General features: G+C 66.2%; 16 protein-coding genes and 1 riboswitch. Of the genes, 9 read left to right on the top strand and 7 right to left on the bottom strand.

Features of this window, described 5'->3' with window-relative positions; all coding sequences use genetic code 11:
- Positions 1-136: 136 nt before the first annotated feature.
- Positions 137-496 carry a hypothetical protein gene (locus ACU6XJ_RS02925; protein WP_476306611.1) on the bottom strand — a complete coding sequence of 120 codons (360 nt, stop codon included), beginning with the start codon at positions 494-496 and terminating at the stop codon, positions 137-139.
- Between the two features lie 137 nt (positions 497-633).
- Here ACU6XJ_RS02925 and ACU6XJ_RS02920 point away from each other — a divergent pair, with 137 nt between their 5' ends.
- Positions 634-1698, top strand: coding sequence for a saccharopine dehydrogenase family protein (locus tag ACU6XJ_RS02920; RefSeq protein ID WP_476306609.1), 1065 nt, complete (start codon positions 634-636; stop codon positions 1696-1698).
- Between the two features lie 707 nt (positions 1699-2405).
- Here the strand turns inward: ACU6XJ_RS02920 and yczE are convergent.
- Positions 2406-3284 (bottom strand): membrane protein YczE, encoded by an 879-nt coding sequence (yczE, locus tag ACU6XJ_RS02915; RefSeq protein WP_476306607.1) that lies wholly within the window; start codon positions 3282-3284, stop codon positions 2406-2408.
- A gap of 129 nt (positions 3285-3413) precedes the next feature.
- Between yczE and yczR the strand changes: the two genes are divergently transcribed.
- Positions 3414-4829 carry a MocR-like transcription factor YczR gene (gene yczR, locus ACU6XJ_RS02910; protein WP_476306605.1) on the top strand — a complete coding sequence of 472 codons (1416 nt, stop codon included), beginning with the start codon at positions 3414-3416 and terminating at the stop codon, positions 4827-4829.
- Between the two features lie 262 nt (positions 4830-5091).
- On the opposite strand, the gene ACU6XJ_RS02905 is transcribed toward yczR, so the two are convergent.
- From ACU6XJ_RS02905 to ACU6XJ_RS02895, 3 genes are all read right to left on the bottom strand, one after another.
- Positions 5092-5880, bottom strand: a complete 789-nt coding sequence (locus tag ACU6XJ_RS02905) for a CbtA family protein (RefSeq protein WP_476306602.1) — start codon at positions 5878-5880, stop codon at positions 5092-5094.
- Between the two features lie 11 nt (positions 5881-5891).
- Positions 5892-6083 carry a CbtB domain-containing protein gene (locus tag ACU6XJ_RS02900; RefSeq protein WP_476306599.1) on the bottom strand — a complete coding sequence of 64 codons (192 nt, stop codon included), beginning with the start codon at positions 6081-6083 and terminating at the stop codon, positions 5892-5894.
- A gap of 32 nt (positions 6084-6115) precedes the next feature.
- A riboswitch (cobalamin riboswitch) is annotated at positions 6116-6307 on the bottom strand.
- A 729-nt stretch (positions 6308-7036) separates the two neighbouring features.
- On the bottom strand, positions 7037-7447 hold the full coding sequence (locus ACU6XJ_RS02895; protein ID WP_476306597.1) for a hypothetical protein: 411 nt from the start codon (positions 7445-7447) through the stop codon (positions 7037-7039).
- A gap of 178 nt (positions 7448-7625) precedes the next feature.
- Here ACU6XJ_RS02895 and ACU6XJ_RS02890 point away from each other — a divergent pair, with 178 nt between their 5' ends.
- Positions 7626-8576: a LysR family transcriptional regulator gene (locus tag ACU6XJ_RS02890; protein WP_476306594.1), complete on the top strand. Its 951-nt coding sequence runs from the start codon at positions 7626-7628 to the stop codon at positions 8574-8576.
- 332 nt (positions 8577-8908) lie between these two features.
- Here ACU6XJ_RS02890 and ACU6XJ_RS02885 read toward each other — a convergent pair whose 3' ends face one another.
- Entirely contained in the window at positions 8909-10102 is a 1194-nt protein-coding gene (locus ACU6XJ_RS02885) for an SGNH/GDSL hydrolase family protein (RefSeq protein ID WP_476306592.1), read from the bottom strand.
- 564 nt (positions 10103-10666) lie between these two features.
- On the opposite strand from ACU6XJ_RS02885, the gene ACU6XJ_RS02880 reads away from it, so the two are divergent.
- From ACU6XJ_RS02880 to ACU6XJ_RS02865, 4 genes are all read left to right on the top strand, one after another.
- Entirely contained in the window at positions 10667-11395 is a 729-nt protein-coding gene (locus ACU6XJ_RS02880; RefSeq protein WP_476306590.1) for a S1 family peptidase, read from the top strand.
- 593 nt (positions 11396-11988) lie between these two features.
- Complete coding sequence (locus ACU6XJ_RS02875; RefSeq protein ID WP_476306588.1) at positions 11989-12495, top strand: hypothetical protein; 507 nt, start codon at positions 11989-11991, stop codon at positions 12493-12495.
- 13 nt (positions 12496-12508) lie between these two features.
- Positions 12509-13624 carry an MAB_1171c family putative transporter gene (locus tag ACU6XJ_RS02870; protein WP_476306586.1) on the top strand — a complete coding sequence of 372 codons (1116 nt, stop codon included), beginning with the start codon at positions 12509-12511 and terminating at the stop codon, positions 13622-13624.
- Positions 13621-13917: a hypothetical protein gene (locus ACU6XJ_RS02865; RefSeq protein ID WP_476306583.1), complete on the top strand. Its 297-nt coding sequence runs from the start codon at positions 13621-13623 to the stop codon at positions 13915-13917. The genes ACU6XJ_RS02870 and ACU6XJ_RS02865 overlap by 4 nt, the downstream gene beginning before the upstream one ends.
- Positions 13918-14085: 168 nt before the next feature.
- On the opposite strand, the gene ACU6XJ_RS02860 is transcribed toward ACU6XJ_RS02865, so the two are convergent.
- Positions 14086-14661 (bottom strand): hypothetical protein, encoded by a 576-nt coding sequence (locus ACU6XJ_RS02860; protein ID WP_476306581.1) that lies wholly within the window; start codon positions 14659-14661, stop codon positions 14086-14088.
- A 269-nt stretch (positions 14662-14930) separates the two neighbouring features.
- Between ACU6XJ_RS02860 and ACU6XJ_RS02855 the strand changes: the two genes are divergently transcribed.
- Entirely contained in the window at positions 14931-15770 is an 840-nt protein-coding gene (locus ACU6XJ_RS02855) for a hypothetical protein (protein ID WP_476306579.1), read from the top strand.
- Positions 15771-15879: 109 nt separating this feature from the next.
- Complete coding sequence (locus ACU6XJ_RS02850) at positions 15880-16689, top strand: hypothetical protein (RefSeq protein ID WP_476306577.1); 810 nt, start codon at positions 15880-15882, stop codon at positions 16687-16689.
- Position 16690 lies beyond the last annotated feature (1 nt).

Raw genomic sequence — 16690 nt, 5'->3', positions numbered from 1 at the left:
TCGCGGATAAAGCGGACACAGGCCAAGTCGGCGGGACCCGAGCCAGACCTTGACTGTCGCAGACGCCGCTGATCCCGTTCTGGCACTGCACAATGCGAAGGCGTCTCGAAGGAGGTGGCCCTGCGGCCGAGGGCGCTCAGGGCCAGGTGGCCAGCACGAAGGCGGCGGCCAGGCTGAGGGCGAAGATCAGCCAGCCGTTGATCGCCCACTGCACCGGGGAGGCGTTGCGGTCGCGGGCCGTGGCGCCGCCGAACACGCTGACGATCAGCCCGACGCCCAAGCCGAGGAACGGCAGCCATACCGTGATGAGCTGCACGGTGTCGGAGCAGATCGGCCGGGTGGTGGACGCCGCGCAGCCGCCGCCTGCCATGCCGAGCGGCAGCAGTGACAGCATGGCCACCACCGCCCCGATCGCCCCCAGCGCGAGCGTGATCAACGCGGCGGCGGTGACCGCACGAGAGGCGGTCTGGCTGGCGGGTCGCCGATGTCTGGCCACGGTCCAAAACTAGCCTGCCACCTGGCGATTCTGCGACAAGTCCGAGGTCATCGACGCACCCGATCACGCGCGTGGCCCAACGTTCCCATGAGTTACCCACTGGTAACTTGACACCGTGTCACCTAAACTCCGCCGATATGGCGTGGATGATTTATGGAGCCAACGGTTACACCGGTGAACTTGTGGCCCGGTTGGCGGTCGAACGGGGCGAACGCCCGATTCTCGCCGGCCGCTCCGAACGCCCTGTTGCCGCGCTGGCCGCGGAACTCGGCCTCGACTACCGCATCGCCGACCTGGCCGATCACACCGCGCTGCTCGCGGCCCTCTCGGACATCGATGCGGTGGCCCACTGCGCGGGCCCGTTCTCGGCGACCTCGGCCCCGATGGTCGCTGCCTGCATCGCATCCCGCACCCACTACCTGGACATCACCGGCGAGGTGGACGTCTTCGAACAGGTCTTCGCCCAGCACGAGGCCGCGGTCGCGGCGGGCGTGGTGCTGTTGCCCGGCGCCGGTTTCGACGTGGTGCCCACCGACTGCCTGGCCGCCACCGTCGCCGCGGAACTCCCCGACGCGACCTCGCTGGAACTGGCCTTCGTGGCGGGCGGTGGGATCAGTCCCGGCACCATGAAGAGCATGCTGGAGGGCGGCTCGCAGGGCGGCCGGGCCCGCGTCGACGGTGTGCTGCGCACCGTCCCGCCCGCCTGGAAGTCCCGCACCGTCGGCTTCCCCTCGGGCGAGCGCTCGGTGATCTCCATCCCGTGGGGAGATCTGGCCAGCGCCTACCGCAGCACCGGAATCCCCACCATCACCACCTACACCCGGGTACCGGGCTCCGCAGGCTCGGCCCGCCGTCTGCAAAACCTGGGTAAGCCGTTCCTCCGCACCTCGCTGGGGCAGAAGATCGGCAAGAAGCTGATCGACTGGACGGTCTCAGGCCCCAACGAACGCAGCCGCACCGGTAGCCGAAGCGAAGTGTGGGCGCAGGTCCGCAACGCCGCCGGTGCCGAGGTCTCCGCCACCTTGACCGCCCCCAACGGCTACGCCCTCACCGCGGATTCCACCGTCCGCATCGCCACCCGCATCGCCACCGTCAAGCCCGGCGCGCACACCCCCGCCACGGCTTTCGGTGCCACCTACGTCACCGAACTGGACGGCGTGAAACTCGGCCCGCTCCTCCGCCACGCACCAACCGGAGGCTAGAAAGTTCCCCTGATCGGCGAGCCGTCGCCGCACAACACCCGCCAAACGACCGCCGCGTTCCGCGAACGATGGGCGGTCGGGCACGTTGGTCGCCTGGGCCAGCGGCTGGAAAGTTCGCTGATCGGCGAGCCGTCGCTGCACAACACCCGCCAAACGGCCGCCGCGTTCCGGGGCGATGGGAGGTCGGGGGCACGCTGGTCGTCTGGGTCGGCGGCGGGAAAGTCCGCTGATCGGCGAGCCGTCGCTGCACAGCACCCGCGAAATGGCCGCCGCGTTCCGGGGCGATGGGCGGTCTGGGCATGTTGGTCGCCTGGGTCGGCGGCTGGTTGTTGGTCGGGCCAGGCCGGGATGACAGGGTGGGCTCGCCGAAACACCGCGTGGAGCCAATTCCGTGCCCAGCCTGCCTCGCGCCAACGCGGCGGGCGGGTGGTCGGCGACCCGGCGTCGCCGCGTGACCGCGGCGAAGGGCGCGTCGCTCGTCTCCAGGCGGCAAGTAGTCCGTCGTCGACGGCATGGGGCGCCCACAGGATCGAGGGCGTGAGCGCGTACGGCAGGTACTCCCGAGTCATGCAGCCCGCCGCGACGGCGGAGGCCACGCCGGTCGGTGAGTCCTTCTCCGATGGATGATGGAGATCCGGAACGTCCCGGGGATCACCGCACCTGCCCTGCTGGGTTCGGGCCTGCCGCCCCGCGGTGCAATGGGCCGATCAGTCGGCGGGCTTCGGCGCCGCCGTTGGTTCTCCGTCGGAGGGGCCGAACTCCTCGCCCATCGCCATCGGCAGCACCCGCTCGCCCGCCATACCGAGGGACTGGCGGCTGGTAGCCAAGGGCCCATCGTGTTCCTGGGAGACGGGAAGATCGCGTCTGGTGCTCGGCGAATGCGTGGTCAGGCCGGTGCGACTGCCCGTCGTGCTCCTCGACGTCGATGGTGCCGCCTTCGGTGAGTCGAGCCTGCCACGCGGCTGTTGTCCAAGGCCGGGATCGGACGACTCGGCAGGTGCGGCTGCGCGCGGCGCGTTCTTGATGCTGAGCAGCGGGATGAAAATGTGCGCGAGTGGCCCGATGCCGACCGCGTACAGGACGGTGCCGAGGCCGACGGTGCCGCCGAGGAGGTAGCCGACTCCCAGGACGGTTACCTCGATGGCGGTCCGCACCACGCGGATGGAGTGCCCACGAGCGGCCAAAGCGGTCATCAGGCCGTCTCGCGGCCCAGGGCCGAGGTTGGCGCCGATGTAGGCGCCGGTGGCGATTCCGTTGAGGACGATGCCGCCGACCAGGAACACCGCCCGCAGCCACAGATCCTCAGGTACGGGCAGCAGATAGAGGCCCGCATCCGCGGCGAAGCCGATCACCACGATGTTGCTGACGGTGCCGATGCCCGGGCGCTGCCGCAGCGGAATCCACAGCAGCAGCACGACTGCTCCGACGATGTTGACCACCCAACCGAAACGCAGCCCGGTGTGCTCGGCGAGGCCCTGATGGAACACGTCCCACGGGTCGAGGCCCAGGCTCGATTCGACCATCATCGCCATGCTGAAGCCGTAGAGCACCAGACCGAGGAACAGTTGGATCAGTCGCCGGGGCATTTTCCGACCGGACACCTTGTCTTTGAGGCCCATAGGAGCCACTCTGGGGGCCAATCTCCACGATTTGGAGAGCCAATCTCAAGAAAGTGGCCTGATATGGGTGCCAATACTCGAGCAAGCGGTTCCCAATTGGCCCGGTTGCTCGCGAACTGGCACACCGGTGCCGCCCGTAGCACATACCTCACCCTGGCCATCGCCTTGCGCGGCCTGATCATCGACGGCCGGCTGGCGACCGGCGTCCGCATGCCTGCCGAACGCGAACTCGCCGACGTGCTCGGCGTGAGCCGCAACACGATCACCGCCGCCTACAGCGGGCTGCGCGACGCCGGGTTCCTGCTCAGCCGCAAGGGCGCGGGCAGTTGGACGGCGTTGCCGCCCGGTCGCGAGGTGCACCCCAGCGGACAGTGGGTCGCCACCGGTGAGGGCGAGGTGATCGACCTCAGCTGCGCGACCCATCCCGCGCCGCCGCGGCTGGCCGACGCGATCCGGGAGGCCGCCGAGCACATCCATGTCTACGCGGGCTCCCACGGCTACTTCCCGCTCGGCCTGCCCGAACTGCGCGCCGCGATCGCCGCGCGTTATGAACGACGCGGCCTGCCCACCACCGAAGCCCACATCATGATCACCAACGGCGCGCAGCAGGCGTTGGACCTGGTGCTCCGGCTGCTGGTCGCCCCCGGCGACGCGGTGCTCACCGAGATGCCGACGTACCCCAACGCGCTGGAGGCCCTACAGGTGGCCCGCGCCCGGATGGTCGGCTACGGCCTGCCGCACGACGGCTGGGACATCGAGGCGCTGACCGACGCGATCACCAGGGCCAGGGCGCGACTCGCGTTCCTGCTGCCCGACTTCCACAATCCCACCGGCCACCTCATGGACGAGCCCGGCAGGCGGGCGGTGGTCGAGGCCGCCCACGCCGCGGGCACCGACGTGGTCATCGACGAGAGCTTCGTCGACTTCTGCCTCGACGACGTGCCCATGCCCGCCCCGGTCGCCGCCTTCGACCGCCGCGGCCGCGTGATCACCCTGGGCGGCTTGAGCAAACCCCTATGGGGTGGGCTGCGCATTGGCTGGATCCGCGCCGACCCGGCTGTGCTGCAACGGATCGCGCCCATCCGGCTGGCCGCCGACATGTGCGGTCCCGTGCTCGATCAGCTTGTCGCCCTTGAACTCCTGCGGGACTCCGATGATCTGCTGGGGCTGCGCAGGAAGGCACTGTGTGAACGCCGCGACGCACTGACCACGGCCCTGCGCGCGGCCCTCCCCGACTGGCGCTTCGCGGTACCACCCGGCGGCGCTTCCCTCTGGGTGGAACTGGATGCCCCGATCAGCACCGCGCTGGTCCGGGCCGCGAGCGCCCACGGCGTCCGCCTTGTCCCCGGCCCCCGCTTCGGCCTCGGCGGCACCCTGGAACGCTTCCTCCGCCTGCCCTACACCGCGGCGCCGGACCAACTCACCGAAGCCGTCCGCCGCATCACCCTGGCCCGCGAAGACGTAGCCCAAGGCGCCCCAGCAGAACCCTTCTATCCCGCGATCGTGGCCTAAGAACGCGGGTCGCCGAGCCGCTGGTTTTCGCGACCGAAGTGGAGTGGTTCAACCTGCGGCATCATGCCCAGTTCCGCGGAATGTTGGTGCACAGGGACTTGGGCCAGACCAAGACCACGCAGGGCAACACCGAGGTCAAGTCCTTCGTCCAGCGCTTGTGCGCCGAGCGAGGGAGGCGCGCGGCCTGCCGCCGCGACCCCGAAAGACCGAAGCCGTGCGGCGTCGATGGTCGACGGCCGCACGACTTCGGTCCGCTGTCGGATCAGAGCGCGGCCACGGACCTCGCACTGGCCGAATCCGAGCGGGTGCCGGTCGCTCGTTCCAGAAGTAGGCCGGAGACCAGTCCGAGGGTGGCCCAGAGTGCGGCCAGTTCCGCCAGTGAGGCGAGGCGGAATTCCCAGATCACCGCCGCGGGCACGTCCGATGGAATCGTGTCCGGGCTCGCCGGGAACACGATGATCAGCAGTGCGTACGCGGCCACGGTGACGACCGCGGTCACGGTCGCGCGCAGGGACTCCTGCCAGGTGGTGGGCAGCCTGCGATGCAGTGCGAGCGCCAACAGTGCCACGGCGACGCTCGCGGCCATGAACGCCAAATAGAACAGCGTTCGCTGGTCGACTGTCTCCGGATCACCGACGGCGGGCGGATTGGCGGGGTACTTGATCATGGGGAGGAGCGCCACCGCCACGAAGCCCGCGGTCGCGAGGGCCACGCTGTGACCGAAGTCGGTCCGGCCCGGCAGCCCGGTCCTGAGCAGCGCGAAGGCGACGGCGAAGACCGCGCCGAGCACCAGCGCCACGATCAGCACCGCGAGCATCCCGCCGACGATCTGCATCGGCCGGGACACCAACTCCTCCGCATGCGAATGGCCCGCCCCGGCCTCCGCATGGGAGTGACCCGCCCCGGCACGGGCCTCCTCGATGGCCAGCGCCTTGCGGATCGGCACCTCGACGACCAGCAGCGAGACCAGCGCGGCCACCAACCCGGCGGCCAGACCACCGAGCAGCGTGCTGCGGAAAAGGGCGCCAAAGGACAGCGTCTTGTCTGTCATGTGGCGTCCCGTCAGTGACACGGAACGGCGAGCGCGTGCCTGCCGTCGTGGAAGAACTCGTGCAGCACCTGGGCGTTGGCCGCGAGCAGCAGCCCGTTTTCCTGCAGCGCCAGGTAGGCCACCACCAGCCCGACAACGGCGAGGAGGTAGGCCCAGATCGGAACGGAAATCGCGGGCTGTCGACTGAGAGCAGGCGACGTCATGGCGATCAAACCTTCTTCCATCTCTCGTGGAACGGTTGCATGTCGCCGCGGCCGGTCTCCTGACTCCCGGATCAACGCTCCCTCGGCCTTCCCACCCGGCACTGGAAATACTGGGCAGTGGCGCAGACGAGGGGTGCTCCCCGATTACAGTGGCGAGGACCGCGCCGGACTCACACCGGCTTCCCGATCACCGCGGCCCTCCGACCGTAGCAATCCACTAGCCCGCCAAGGTCACCGTACGATGCCGGATGGGTCACCGGTGCTCGCATCGCGGCCGAGCAAGTCACCACACCGCGCGCACAGGAGCGCATGACGGTGCCCCACATGTAGATGATGGGAAGTACATCTCACTAGGTCTCATCTGAGCTTGGTCGAACCCCAACTTCAGGGCAGATGACCAGCTCTGGAAATTTGTGATGCGGTGAAGGCTCGGCACACCATGGCGGTCGACGCGGTGGTCATCGGAGTCGCCGGCGTGTTGGAACGACCCGAGGAGCTGGTGTTGGCCCGACCCGACGGTACTGGCGAACTGCGGCGAATCGGGCTATCACTGCCGCTCTCGCCTCTGTGCGAAACCAGGCCGGACAGCAGGTCCGGTTGACCGGTGCTCTGCGGGGCCAGGTGTCCAGTCGGGTATTTCGGGCGGCCCCGCACCGAGTATCAGCCCGTGCACCCGATGCTGGTGGCGGAGGCGCGGGCGGAGGTCTCCGGGGAGTCTTTCGCCGACCGCTTGCGGCCCCGCGTGCATCGCCTAAGACCCGACCTCGCCATCGACGACATCGACTCCTCGACGGCTGATCGCCGAACGTTGAGATTTCCTGGTTGACGGTGATCGGGGTGTGCGCGATAGGAATATATTGTTCGGCAACCTCAAATGGGAATTGAGGTTGCCGAACAAGCTGAATTGCTATGCGGCTGCTAGCAATGCGTTGTCTCCGCCGTTGGCAGTGTGCTCAGTTCGTGTTCCACTTGCAGTTCGCGGTCATGCTTGTTTCCACGCTCAGATGCTTTCCGTGCTGCGTTCCGCAGAGGTAGTACCGCCGACCGTCGTGCTCCACGGCGAAGGTGCCGTCGCCACGGTGCCACACTCCGCGGTCGCCCTGAAGGCCGGAGCAGTGTTGGAAGATGACGTTGTCACTCTGATCGGGTGAGAGAAGCGTATCGAGGCACATCGTGGATCCGAGGGTGATGCGCTTGGTGCTCTCGTTGTAGCCGAGGGCCTGGTTCGGTGAGTGCTCGTCGCAGGTGTCCAGCAACAATGAGCCAAACGTGTTGTAGGTGCTGGCACACAGGCCGGTGGCCACATGGCGGAACCCCGCCTGCGGCTCGGCCGCGGCGGACGACGCCGCGGCCGCGATGGTCACCCCGACTGCCGCGGCCACAGTGGCCACCAGCGCAACCAGTCTGGATACCAACGATGCATTGCTTTTCACGTTAACGATTCCTTTACTTACAGGGATACCGGCACCGACTCATGCCCTGTGAGTAGGATTTAGGACCGATTGAAGTACAACAACTGCCTATTTCCCATACCCTCACGGTATGGAAGTCGAGGGACGACACCTGCGGGTGGTTCGCGCCATTGCCGACGAGGGCAGCCTCACGAAAGCAGCGGCCGCTCTCGGTTTGCCGCAACCCGCGCTTTCCCGTCAACTCCACCGGCTGGAGCAGGCCCTCGGCGGGGAATTGTTCATCCGCGATCGCAAGGGAGCCCGGCCCACCGAGCTCGGCCGCTACCTACTCGCCAGGGCGAATGTCGTGCTACCTGTGCTGGATGAGATCAACACGGCATCGTGCCAGCGAGGCGTGAGCTCGCGCCTGGTTCGCTATGGCGCGGCGGAGAGCCCGTTCGCTGCCGGCCTGCTGCCTCATCTGCGCGAGCTCGTACCCGGCGTCGAAGTCAACATGCGCACCGAGAAATCGAACAGCACGCTGATCAACCTGGTTGGGGCGGGTCGGTTGGACCTTGCCGCCCTGACCGAGTTTCCTGGCTTCGAACTCCCGCTGCGGGCCGGCCTCACCAGGCACACCGTGGTGACGGAACCGATGTTCGTGCTTGTCGCCGACGATCACCCTGCCGCCAGAGCCACCCAGGTGGCCCTCGCCGATCTTGCCGGTGCGGACTGGGTGCTGCGTCCACCCGATGACAACCGCTTCCGCGAGTACTTCGCGCAAATCTGCGCCGCGGCAGGCTTCGTCCCCCGGCTACGGCTCGAAGCAGAGTTGGGCGGAATGACCGATCTGGTCAGGCACGCACACGCGATCGGAGTGGGCCAGGCGACCTTCCGCCACACCCCGGGCATCACCGTCGTGCCGCTGGAGCACGCTCCATTGTGGTTGCGTCACGCGCTGGTATGGCGGCAGGACAACCCACTCGATGCCCATGCGGCACGCCTGATCCGATCGGCGGAGAACGTGTACCAGGCGGCCGTGCGCCGAAGCCCCGTTTACCTCGACTGGCTACGCCGCCACAAAGACACCGTGCGCCCATGAGACGCCGGACTTGAGGCCACGGGCACTCGATCCGTCGAGGCAGCTAAAACAAGCCCAGCAACCCGGCTTCGTCCGGCGTCAGAAGGGCAGCCGCAGAGGCGGCCATTGCCAATGGCACCGTGCAACCAGCCGGCAAGGGCGATGATCAGGACTGCGCACACTGCGGCGCCGACAACCGCCAGCAGGCCCAAGGCAGGTAAGTGGCGATCTCGCCTGGGGCGCAGACGAGTTCGCCCGATCTCCAGAGTGATCTGTTCCATGCGTGGGCCGCTTCGATCTCGTGACCGCCGCTCACCGGTGGGGCCGCGACGACGTCGGTGGCGGTTGGTGGATCAACCGGGTGTCGATCCGGGTGTGCTGCGGATGCACGGGCGGCGGGTCACGAGCGGCACGCACCATCCCCGGCTGGTGGCGCAGTACCTGGCGTGGCGGGCACCGGACGACGTGGAGATCAAGGAGCCGGACGAGTCCCTGTTGGCGCGGGAGAGGGAGCACGATTCGCCGACGCTGCCGTTCCGCCTGCCGTGTGAGTACCTGATCTCGGTGCGGGTAGCCCGGCCCGGCCCGGCGACGAAGGCGGAACGGGTGCCGCACGCCCGCGCGCAGGCGCAGCGGGCGACCCGGGACCGGGTGGTACACGACTTCACCGAGGCTTGGCGCGCGACGTCGGACGAGCTGCTGGTGGTGGACCCGAAGACCCGGACGACCGCTGCGCCGAAGGCCGCCAAACCTTCTGCCGTCGGGTGCAGTGGGGCGGTCGGCTGGACCGACGGGACCAGACCCTCCAGATACCGGGTGCCGATCGGCGCGCAGGTGTCGTGTCCGACGGTCACCGGGGCGAAGTCGACGAACGTCGCCCCGTGGGCGCGGGCCTGCGTGCGCATGGCCGCGCTCAGCTCATCGACCTTGGCCTGCATGTAATTCGCGTCCCTCGCCCAGATCGGTTGCCTCGGGTGGCAGCCGTCCTTGCGGATGTAGGTCCCGTAGCCGGCCACGATCACCTCGGCGTTCGGTGACCGCCGGTGGATTTCCTCGAGCGCCGTGCCCAGTCGCGGTGCCCACGCCTGAATCTTCTTCGACACCGAGTCGACGCCGCCCGAGGTCAGCCTGTCGGCGCACGAGGTGCCCGCGGGTTCCGGCAGGACGTTGAGACAGCCGAGCGCGGTGGGGACGAGGCCGATGTCGTTGATGCCGATGGTGAGCGTGACCAGATCGGTGTCCGGCCGCAGCGCGTCGTACTGCGGCGCGACGAACCCGAACTGCCGCCCGGAGAAGTCGGCCACTGTCGCGACGCCACAGCTCACGTCTGTGAGCCGGGCGCCGAGCCGGTTCGCGACCACCGCAGGCCAGTTGCGGCGCGATCGCGTGCACACCAGGTCGTCCTGGATCGGGACCCCGCTGCCGGACACCGACGAGTCGCCAAGCGCGACGTAGTCGAGCGTCTTCCCGGCCACGGCGGGCACCGCGAATGCCGCCAGCATCGCCACCACTGCGATTGCCGTCCCGATCCCGCGCTGTCGTGGCATCGTTGCCTCCAGCTAGCCGCCAGTAGGCAGATGATGCGCGGCGCGCGCCGAGCAGCGCATTGGGAAATGACTCAAAGTGGCCACCCGAACCATGTGATCGGTCACCAATAGGGCCATCGCGAAATCCGCTTGATGAATCCCACAGTGGTAGACGACTCCCGAAACAGTGGTCGCTCTCAAGGGCTCTTCGATCGCGAAGATCGTTTGCCCCATCCCGCCCGGCGGCACCACTACCGCCTTTGTAAAGGACCCGTGATCTGCGATCGACGGGACCGTTGTCGGTCTGCCAATGATTACACTCCCTATTGTTGTGACCCCCGAGCGTGCTCTTTTCGGCGGGCGATCTGATCGGGTTTTGCCTGGTGGAATGCAGTGTTGGGTTGAGTCCCGGCGGTATCGACGTGAGAATTATGCCGAGTCGCTATGGCTGAAACCGGACGGCAAGTCCTATCGTTCGAACTCAGGCTGATTGCGTATTTATCGAAATGTGATCGACGTCTATAGAACGCCGGGGCGAATTCCTGTCCGTCCCGGTGCCCTTGCGTCTGTAGAGAGGAAGTCTCGATGTTGCTTCGTAAAGTCGGAGTGTTCGTGGCGGCAGTGTTCGCCGGTGCGCTATTCGTCGCTCCATCCGCTGTCGCCGATAACAGCTCCGAGTACAACCCCTATATCGTCGGTGGCCGCGATGCCACCGAGGACTACCCCTTCCACGTCAAGCTGTTCTCCAAAGACGGCCGGTTCCAATGCGGCGGTTCGCTGGTCAAGGCCAACCGCGTCGTGACCGCCGCGCACTGCGTGAGAGGCGTGACCTCGGTCCGCGTCGGCGGCCGCACGCTGGACAGTGGCGAGGAGATCCAGGTCGTCGGCTCCGCGCGAACCAAGCCCGACTTCGCCATTCTTAAGCTGGAGCGTGACGCGACGTCCACGCCGATCCCGATCACCAGCGACCCGCTCGCCCAGGACACCGCGGTCCGCATGATCGGCCACGGCCAGACCTGCCCGACCCCAGGCTGTGACACCGCGCCGCAGATAGTGCAAGAACTGGACACCACCCTGGTCACCGGCTGCGTCGCCAATTTCGTACCCGAGCTCGAACTGTGCGTCGGCGGACCGAACGGCCACGGCGCTTGCTACGGCGACTCCGGTGGCCCAGTAGTGGTCAAGGTCAACGGCCGCTGGGAACTCGCAGGCGCCGTCGTCCGTGGCGGCGTCACCCAGGCGGACTGTGCCAAGGCTCCGTCCATTTCCGAGAAGGTGCCCGCCTTCAAGGCGTGGATCGACCAGCAGGGCTGACCTGCGAGCAAGCCACCTCACTACCAATCGGCCGCCGGGAATCCCTGCCCCGGCGGCCGAATCCCTCTGCCCCGCAACGTGTGAACAACGGCTTACCGCGGCCCGAATATGGGGAACGTCTGGTCACACAGGGGAGAAGCTGGCGAAATGGCGAACCGCCGCCGGAGATCCAGCCGCTGTAGGCGGGGCAGAGGCGCCAGACGGGGTATGGGGGTGGCGGAATTGGCCTCAACGTTGTGCTCAGAGCGGGCTGGGCCGGTCGGAAGGTGGAGCCGGAGTGGTCGAGCAGGCCACCGATCACGCGGGACAGCCGACGGCCGCAGTGCACGATCACGTTGGTGTCGGCGGACGGAAAGATTTGAAACCGCGACGGCTGATGGCATAGCCGGGGTGCTGCCCAGAACGTCAGATGGGCCGTGTGTTCGCCTATATGAGCAAGCTGAGCAGGGTGATGATCACCCATTAGGGCGATGTGAGCGTTTCCCACGAGGTGGAGACTCTGACCGAGACTGGGGACGTGAGCGCACGGTGAGACGGATTGACGCGGAGCGACCTGCGCGCGTCATTCCCGCACGTAATGGGGGAGCGCGATCGTGACCGGCCTACGGCGACGATGTAGGAAGATCATTCGCGCGCTCGAACTGCCGCAGCCGTTTAGCATGCCCGCCCTTTGCGACCTGATCTCCGCCCAGCGGGGGAGGCCCCTGAGCCTCAATCCGCTACCGCAGCCGACGCCTCCGGGCACGCCCAGCGGAATGTGGCTGGCGTCCAAGCGTAGTGATTACATTTTCTACGATGCGCAGACATCTGGTCTTCATTGTCTCCACATCATTCTGCATGAGATCGGCCATATAGTGTGCGGACATGACGGGGTTGGTGTGGAGGAAGACCAGTACCTATATCGGCAATTGACAGGGGATGATCCTGACTGGATTCCTCAGGTCTTGCCCCGTATCCGATACAACTCACGACAGGAGCAAGAAGCCGAAATGATTGCGACGCTCCTGCTCGAGCAAATCGATCGTTTGCGAGCTCCCTTGCCGGATACCGATCTCCAGGGGAATCTGGAGACCGCCCTCGGTTTTCGCCGGCCGACCTAGCGGATTCGATAATATGAACTTGTCGCTGGAGACGGTGGGAATCACCTGCATGTGGCTGGTGGTCATCCTTCGGCTGCCACAGGTGATCCGCGATCAGAAGCAGCGCCAACTGTGGCTGGCTGTCGTGCTCATCACCGTGGTGACCACCCTCTACCTTGGCGCGGCCCAGCAGGCACTTGCGGCTCTCGCAGGTCGATATGCAACGTATCTGGGCACGCACCTGATGACCATTATCAGCTCGGCGGCGATACTCCACTTCGTTTTGCTCGCCAACGGTTATCGTCGCCACGCACGGTTGCCGTACGCGATTGCTGCGGTCGTCGCGTGCGTGGTCGTTTGGGTTTATACCGCCATGAGTCCGCGGGCGCCGACTCCTGGTTACGCGCCGGAGCTGCCGCTGGGGTATTTCATACTTCTCAGCGGATTCAATGTTATTGCGCTCGTCTGCTGTACGGTGGTGTGCGTTTACGGTGCGCGGCAGGCGAATCACTGGGCAATCCGTTGGTCGCTACTCGCTTTGGCTGTTGGTTGGACTGCCAATGCTCTGCCTTGGATGCTCAACCTGGTGTGGTTGATCACCCATGATGAAGCGTGGATCGCGTTTTTCTCCCAGATCGACGGTATCGGGGCTTTCGGTATCGCCGCGGGTGCCGCTCTGCCGCTGATATTCGCGGTCAAGCAGTGGATTCGTCACGGCATCGCCTATCGACGCCTGGGTCCGTTGTGGCGGTCGCTCACGGATGCGGTCCCGCAGGTGCGGCTGCTCGAGCCGGGAACTGGGGTAACCGTCGTCTCGCTGCGGCTGCGACTGTACCGCCGGGTTGTCGAGGTTCGGGACGCGATCATGATCCTTCGGGACTATGTCGACGCCGACGAGATCCAGGCGGCTGAGGCGCACGTCGCCCGTCAGGGCGTACCAGCAGATGTCGCCAAAGCCCGTGTCACGGCCAGTTGGCTGGCCACCGCACTCGACAATCAGCGGCGCGGAAGTGAGCCGGTCACGCAGACGGAAAAGATAGCCGAAGTGGGTGGCGATGATTTCGAGGAGGAAATCGACTTCCTGCTCAATCTTGCCAACTTCTACGATAGAGAACGCGGACTGCGAAACCAGGATAGGAGTGCCTTGTGACTTTCGTTCAGCTCATCGAGTACCGGACCGCGCAGCCTGAGGCCGTTGATGAACTACTGACCCGATGGATGACAACGAGCGAAGGGCAGCGCACCGCGACACGCACTCGGGTCGGGCGCGACTCCCATGATGCACAGCACTTTGTGGAGATTTTGGAGTTCCCTTCCCGCGAGAAGGCCATGCACAACTCCCAGCTACCCGCCACCAACGACATTCACGAGCGGTTCGTCCAGTTGTGCACGGAGCCCCCGCGGTTCGTGGACCTCGACATTGTTCGTGAAGAAGAACTCTGATCAGTGCCTTGTTCAAGCAGCGCGTGACGACGGACCCTTCTGAGCCTGGGAAGTGCTTGTCGAGGCCGTTCCTCAGCGTCGGGAAGGGCAAGGAGTCGTCAAGGTTTTCCGGCGGCGTCGACGGAGACGCCACACCGGGATCGCCCGCTTCGATCGCCTGGCTGCGATTCACGGCCGCGCGTGCTGCCGCATGGTCTCGAACACGCCGAGGATCTCGTCCTGCCGATCCGCGGGCGCGCTCGCATAGATGAAATAGGCGGTTCCGTTGTTGGACCAGTAGAGCGCGGTGACGCGACGCTGTCCGTTTCGGTTGAACTCGAATTCCCACTGGGCCGCGGGGAGTTCGTGGAACGTCAGGGAGTCGAGACGAATGGGGGTGAAGTTCGGCAGGGCGGTCTGGCGGTCGCGCTGCGCGTTTTCCACATGGAGGCGGATGTCGTTGACGGTTTCCGGCAGCACGCCGTAGCGCACCAGGAGTTCAGGGTTCTGCGGGTGGGTCGCCTCGAACATCCCCGGGTCGTTCAGCGGACGGATCTGCCAACCGGAGGGAACCACGGTCTCGAAGCCCTGAAAGCTGTCGACGTACTGGTACCCATCCGGAGTCGCCGTCTGCGACAAGGATGTGGTGGGCGTCGTGGTGTCCGCAGGCGATGGGTGCGCGGACTGGCCAAGACCCGTGTCAGGAGGGGTGGCCTGACTGGTGGGGGACCACATGATCAGCGTGGAAACCGCGGCCGCCAACACCAGATACGCCCCCGCGAAAACCGCCCCCAACCGCCAGGAACTCCACCCCGCGTCGGGATGCGCTTTCCGGTCAGGTCCCGGATCGCCGGGTGTCCGTGGGGAGTCCCCAGATTCCTCCCAAAGCTGCATTGCACATACGTTAATCTGTCCATCCGCGCGATCACCAGCGGCTCAATGCTTGATTTCCGAGTCAAACGAATCTGCGGGGACTGATGGGGAATAGCAGGTTGGACGGCTGGGTCGCGGACCGGCAATGGCGCAATTTGTGGATGAAGTGGGAGCTCGACGAGGTGCCCGCGATCCGGGGTCTCGCCCGGCGCCAGGTCGAGTCGGGAGCGCCGGTCCCCGGTGCCGCCCTGCCCAACGGCGGCAAGGAGAGCGCGGAACCGCAGGCAGCCCGCTACGCCGCGCTCGCCGCGTTGTCGAGTGCCCGTTGGGGCGACGCCGCCGAACTCGCCGAGCCGCTGGGCGGTCCCCTGCACCACGTCATCCGGGGTGATGTCTTCGCCGCCTGCGGTGACTGGGAGGTCGCCCGGCGCTGCTACCAGACGGCGATCGAACTCATCCCGGAGCACCCGATCCCCTACCTGGGACTGTGCATCGCGCTGCTGGCACAGGAATCCACCGAACAAGGTCTGGCGATCGTCGCCGAGATCCGCTCGCGCTACCGACAGAACCCCGCCATCGACTACTACCTCGCGGTCGCGCTGCACCTGCGCAGCATCGCGGTCCGCGCACACGCCCGGGATGGCGAACTGGTCATCGCCAGCGCCGCGCAGCTCCGCGAGTGTGAACAACGCGCCAGCCAACTGCTGGAGCTGCGGACCGGCGACACCCGCCTGGAAGCCGAGGCGTCAGCCCTGCTGGCCGAGGTCAGGGACGGCAGACGCTGGGTGTGGCGGTCCGACACGAACGCCATGTTCCTGCTGCACCTGCTGACCTTCAGCCTCGTCGTGCTGTCCGCCCTGCTGGGCAGCGTCGTGCTCGTCGTCATCACCGCCACCGCGGGCGCCGCCCTCGTACTCGCCCACTTCGTCCTGCACCGAAGACCCCGGTGGGAACTCAACGCCAAAGCCAAGTCCCCCCTCCTCACCAGCCGCGGCATCTAGCCTGCCAACGGCGGCAGAACCTCCCCGGAACTCCTCCCGACCTTGACCTGAAATTTATCTCCCATGTGAAGAATGGGCTGCTTGTCCTCTCGGGAGCGGGGTGGGTGTCATGACGGTGGTGGAAGACCTTAATCAAGACGAGCAGTGTTTGCTGGCGCAGTTGCCGGATGACGGCTCGCCACTGGGAAACAACACGCTGATGCGGCAACTGGGTTGGGACACGGACCGCTATTTCCGCACACGGAACAACTTGATCGAACGCGGAGCCGCAGTCAAAGGGCGTGGACGAGGGGGCACAACGCGCCGATACACCGGGAGCTTCGCGTCGGAAAAGACGATCGCCGTGCCCACCGATCTCGAGCCCGAGCAGATCGAAGCCGTCGTTCAAGGAGAACTCGTGCTCTATGAGCCAATACGAGAGGTAGTGGCGGGAGACTGGTCGAAGGATCGCGGCGCAGAGCCACTTGCTGTCGAAGTCACTGCACTTCAGGGGCGTCGGGCTACGGGTGGGATGTGGTCACGGCCCGATGTTGTCATGGTCGAGGTTCGCACCTTCTCATTTGTGCCGGGGCAGCATCTGGAAGTCACCACGTTCGAGGTCAAAACGGCTGATGCCATCAATGTGCAAGGTGTTTATGAAGCGCTTGCCCACCGGCGGGCTGCGACTCGATCATATGTGCTACTGCATGTGCCCCAGCAGCGGGCCACGGAACTAGACCAACGCGTCGAGGATGTGGCCGAGGTCGCGAGAGCGCACGGAATCGGTGTCGTCACGATTGGAGATCCGGGCGATTTCCAATCGTGGGAGGAGAGAGAACCTGCCCGGCGGACCGATCCGGATCCCGAACGGCTGGATACATTCCTGTCGACCCAACTCAGCGAGCGAGCCCAGAAGCGCATTCTCAAGAGATTGCGTTAGT

The organism is Actinorectispora metalli, from assembly GCF_056323685.1.
The sequence above is the reverse complement of the archived record's forward strand: the minus strand, read 5'-3'. Positions and strand labels throughout refer to the sequence as shown.

What these genes read in the sequence shown, in the direction of transcription:
- ACU6XJ_RS02890 (WP_476306594.1), top strand. Translation starts at nt 7,626, where the DNA reads ATGGAAGTCGAGGGACGACACCTGCGGGTGGTTCGCGCCATTGCCGAC.
- ACU6XJ_RS02905 (WP_476306602.1), bottom strand. Translation starts at nt 5,880, where the DNA reads ATGACAGACAAGACGCTGTCCTTTGGCGCCCTTTTCCGCAGCACGCTG.
- yczE (WP_476306607.1), bottom strand. Translation starts at nt 3,284, where the DNA reads ATGCCCCGGCGACTGATCCAACTGTTCCTCGGTCTGGTGCTCTACGGC.
- ACU6XJ_RS02850 (WP_476306577.1), top strand. Translation starts at nt 15,880, where the DNA reads ATGACGGTGGTGGAAGACCTTAATCAAGACGAGCAGTGTTTGCTGGCG.
- ACU6XJ_RS02900 (WP_476306599.1), bottom strand. Translation starts at nt 6,083, where the DNA reads ATGACGTCGCCTGCTCTCAGTCGACAGCCCGCGATTTCCGTTCCGATC.
- ACU6XJ_RS02855 (WP_476306579.1), top strand. Translation starts at nt 14,931, where the DNA reads ATGAAGTGGGAGCTCGACGAGGTGCCCGCGATCCGGGGTCTCGCCCGG.
- ACU6XJ_RS02885 (WP_476306592.1), bottom strand. Translation starts at nt 10,102, where the DNA reads ATGCCACGACAGCGCGGGATCGGGACGGCAATCGCAGTGGTGGCGATG.
- ACU6XJ_RS02920 (WP_476306609.1), top strand. Translation starts at nt 634, where the DNA reads ATGGCGTGGATGATTTATGGAGCCAACGGTTACACCGGTGAACTTGTG.
- ACU6XJ_RS02870 (WP_476306586.1), top strand. Translation starts at nt 12,509, where the DNA reads ATGAACTTGTCGCTGGAGACGGTGGGAATCACCTGCATGTGGCTGGTG.
- ACU6XJ_RS02880 (WP_476306590.1), top strand. Translation starts at nt 10,667, where the DNA reads ATGTTGCTTCGTAAAGTCGGAGTGTTCGTGGCGGCAGTGTTCGCCGGT.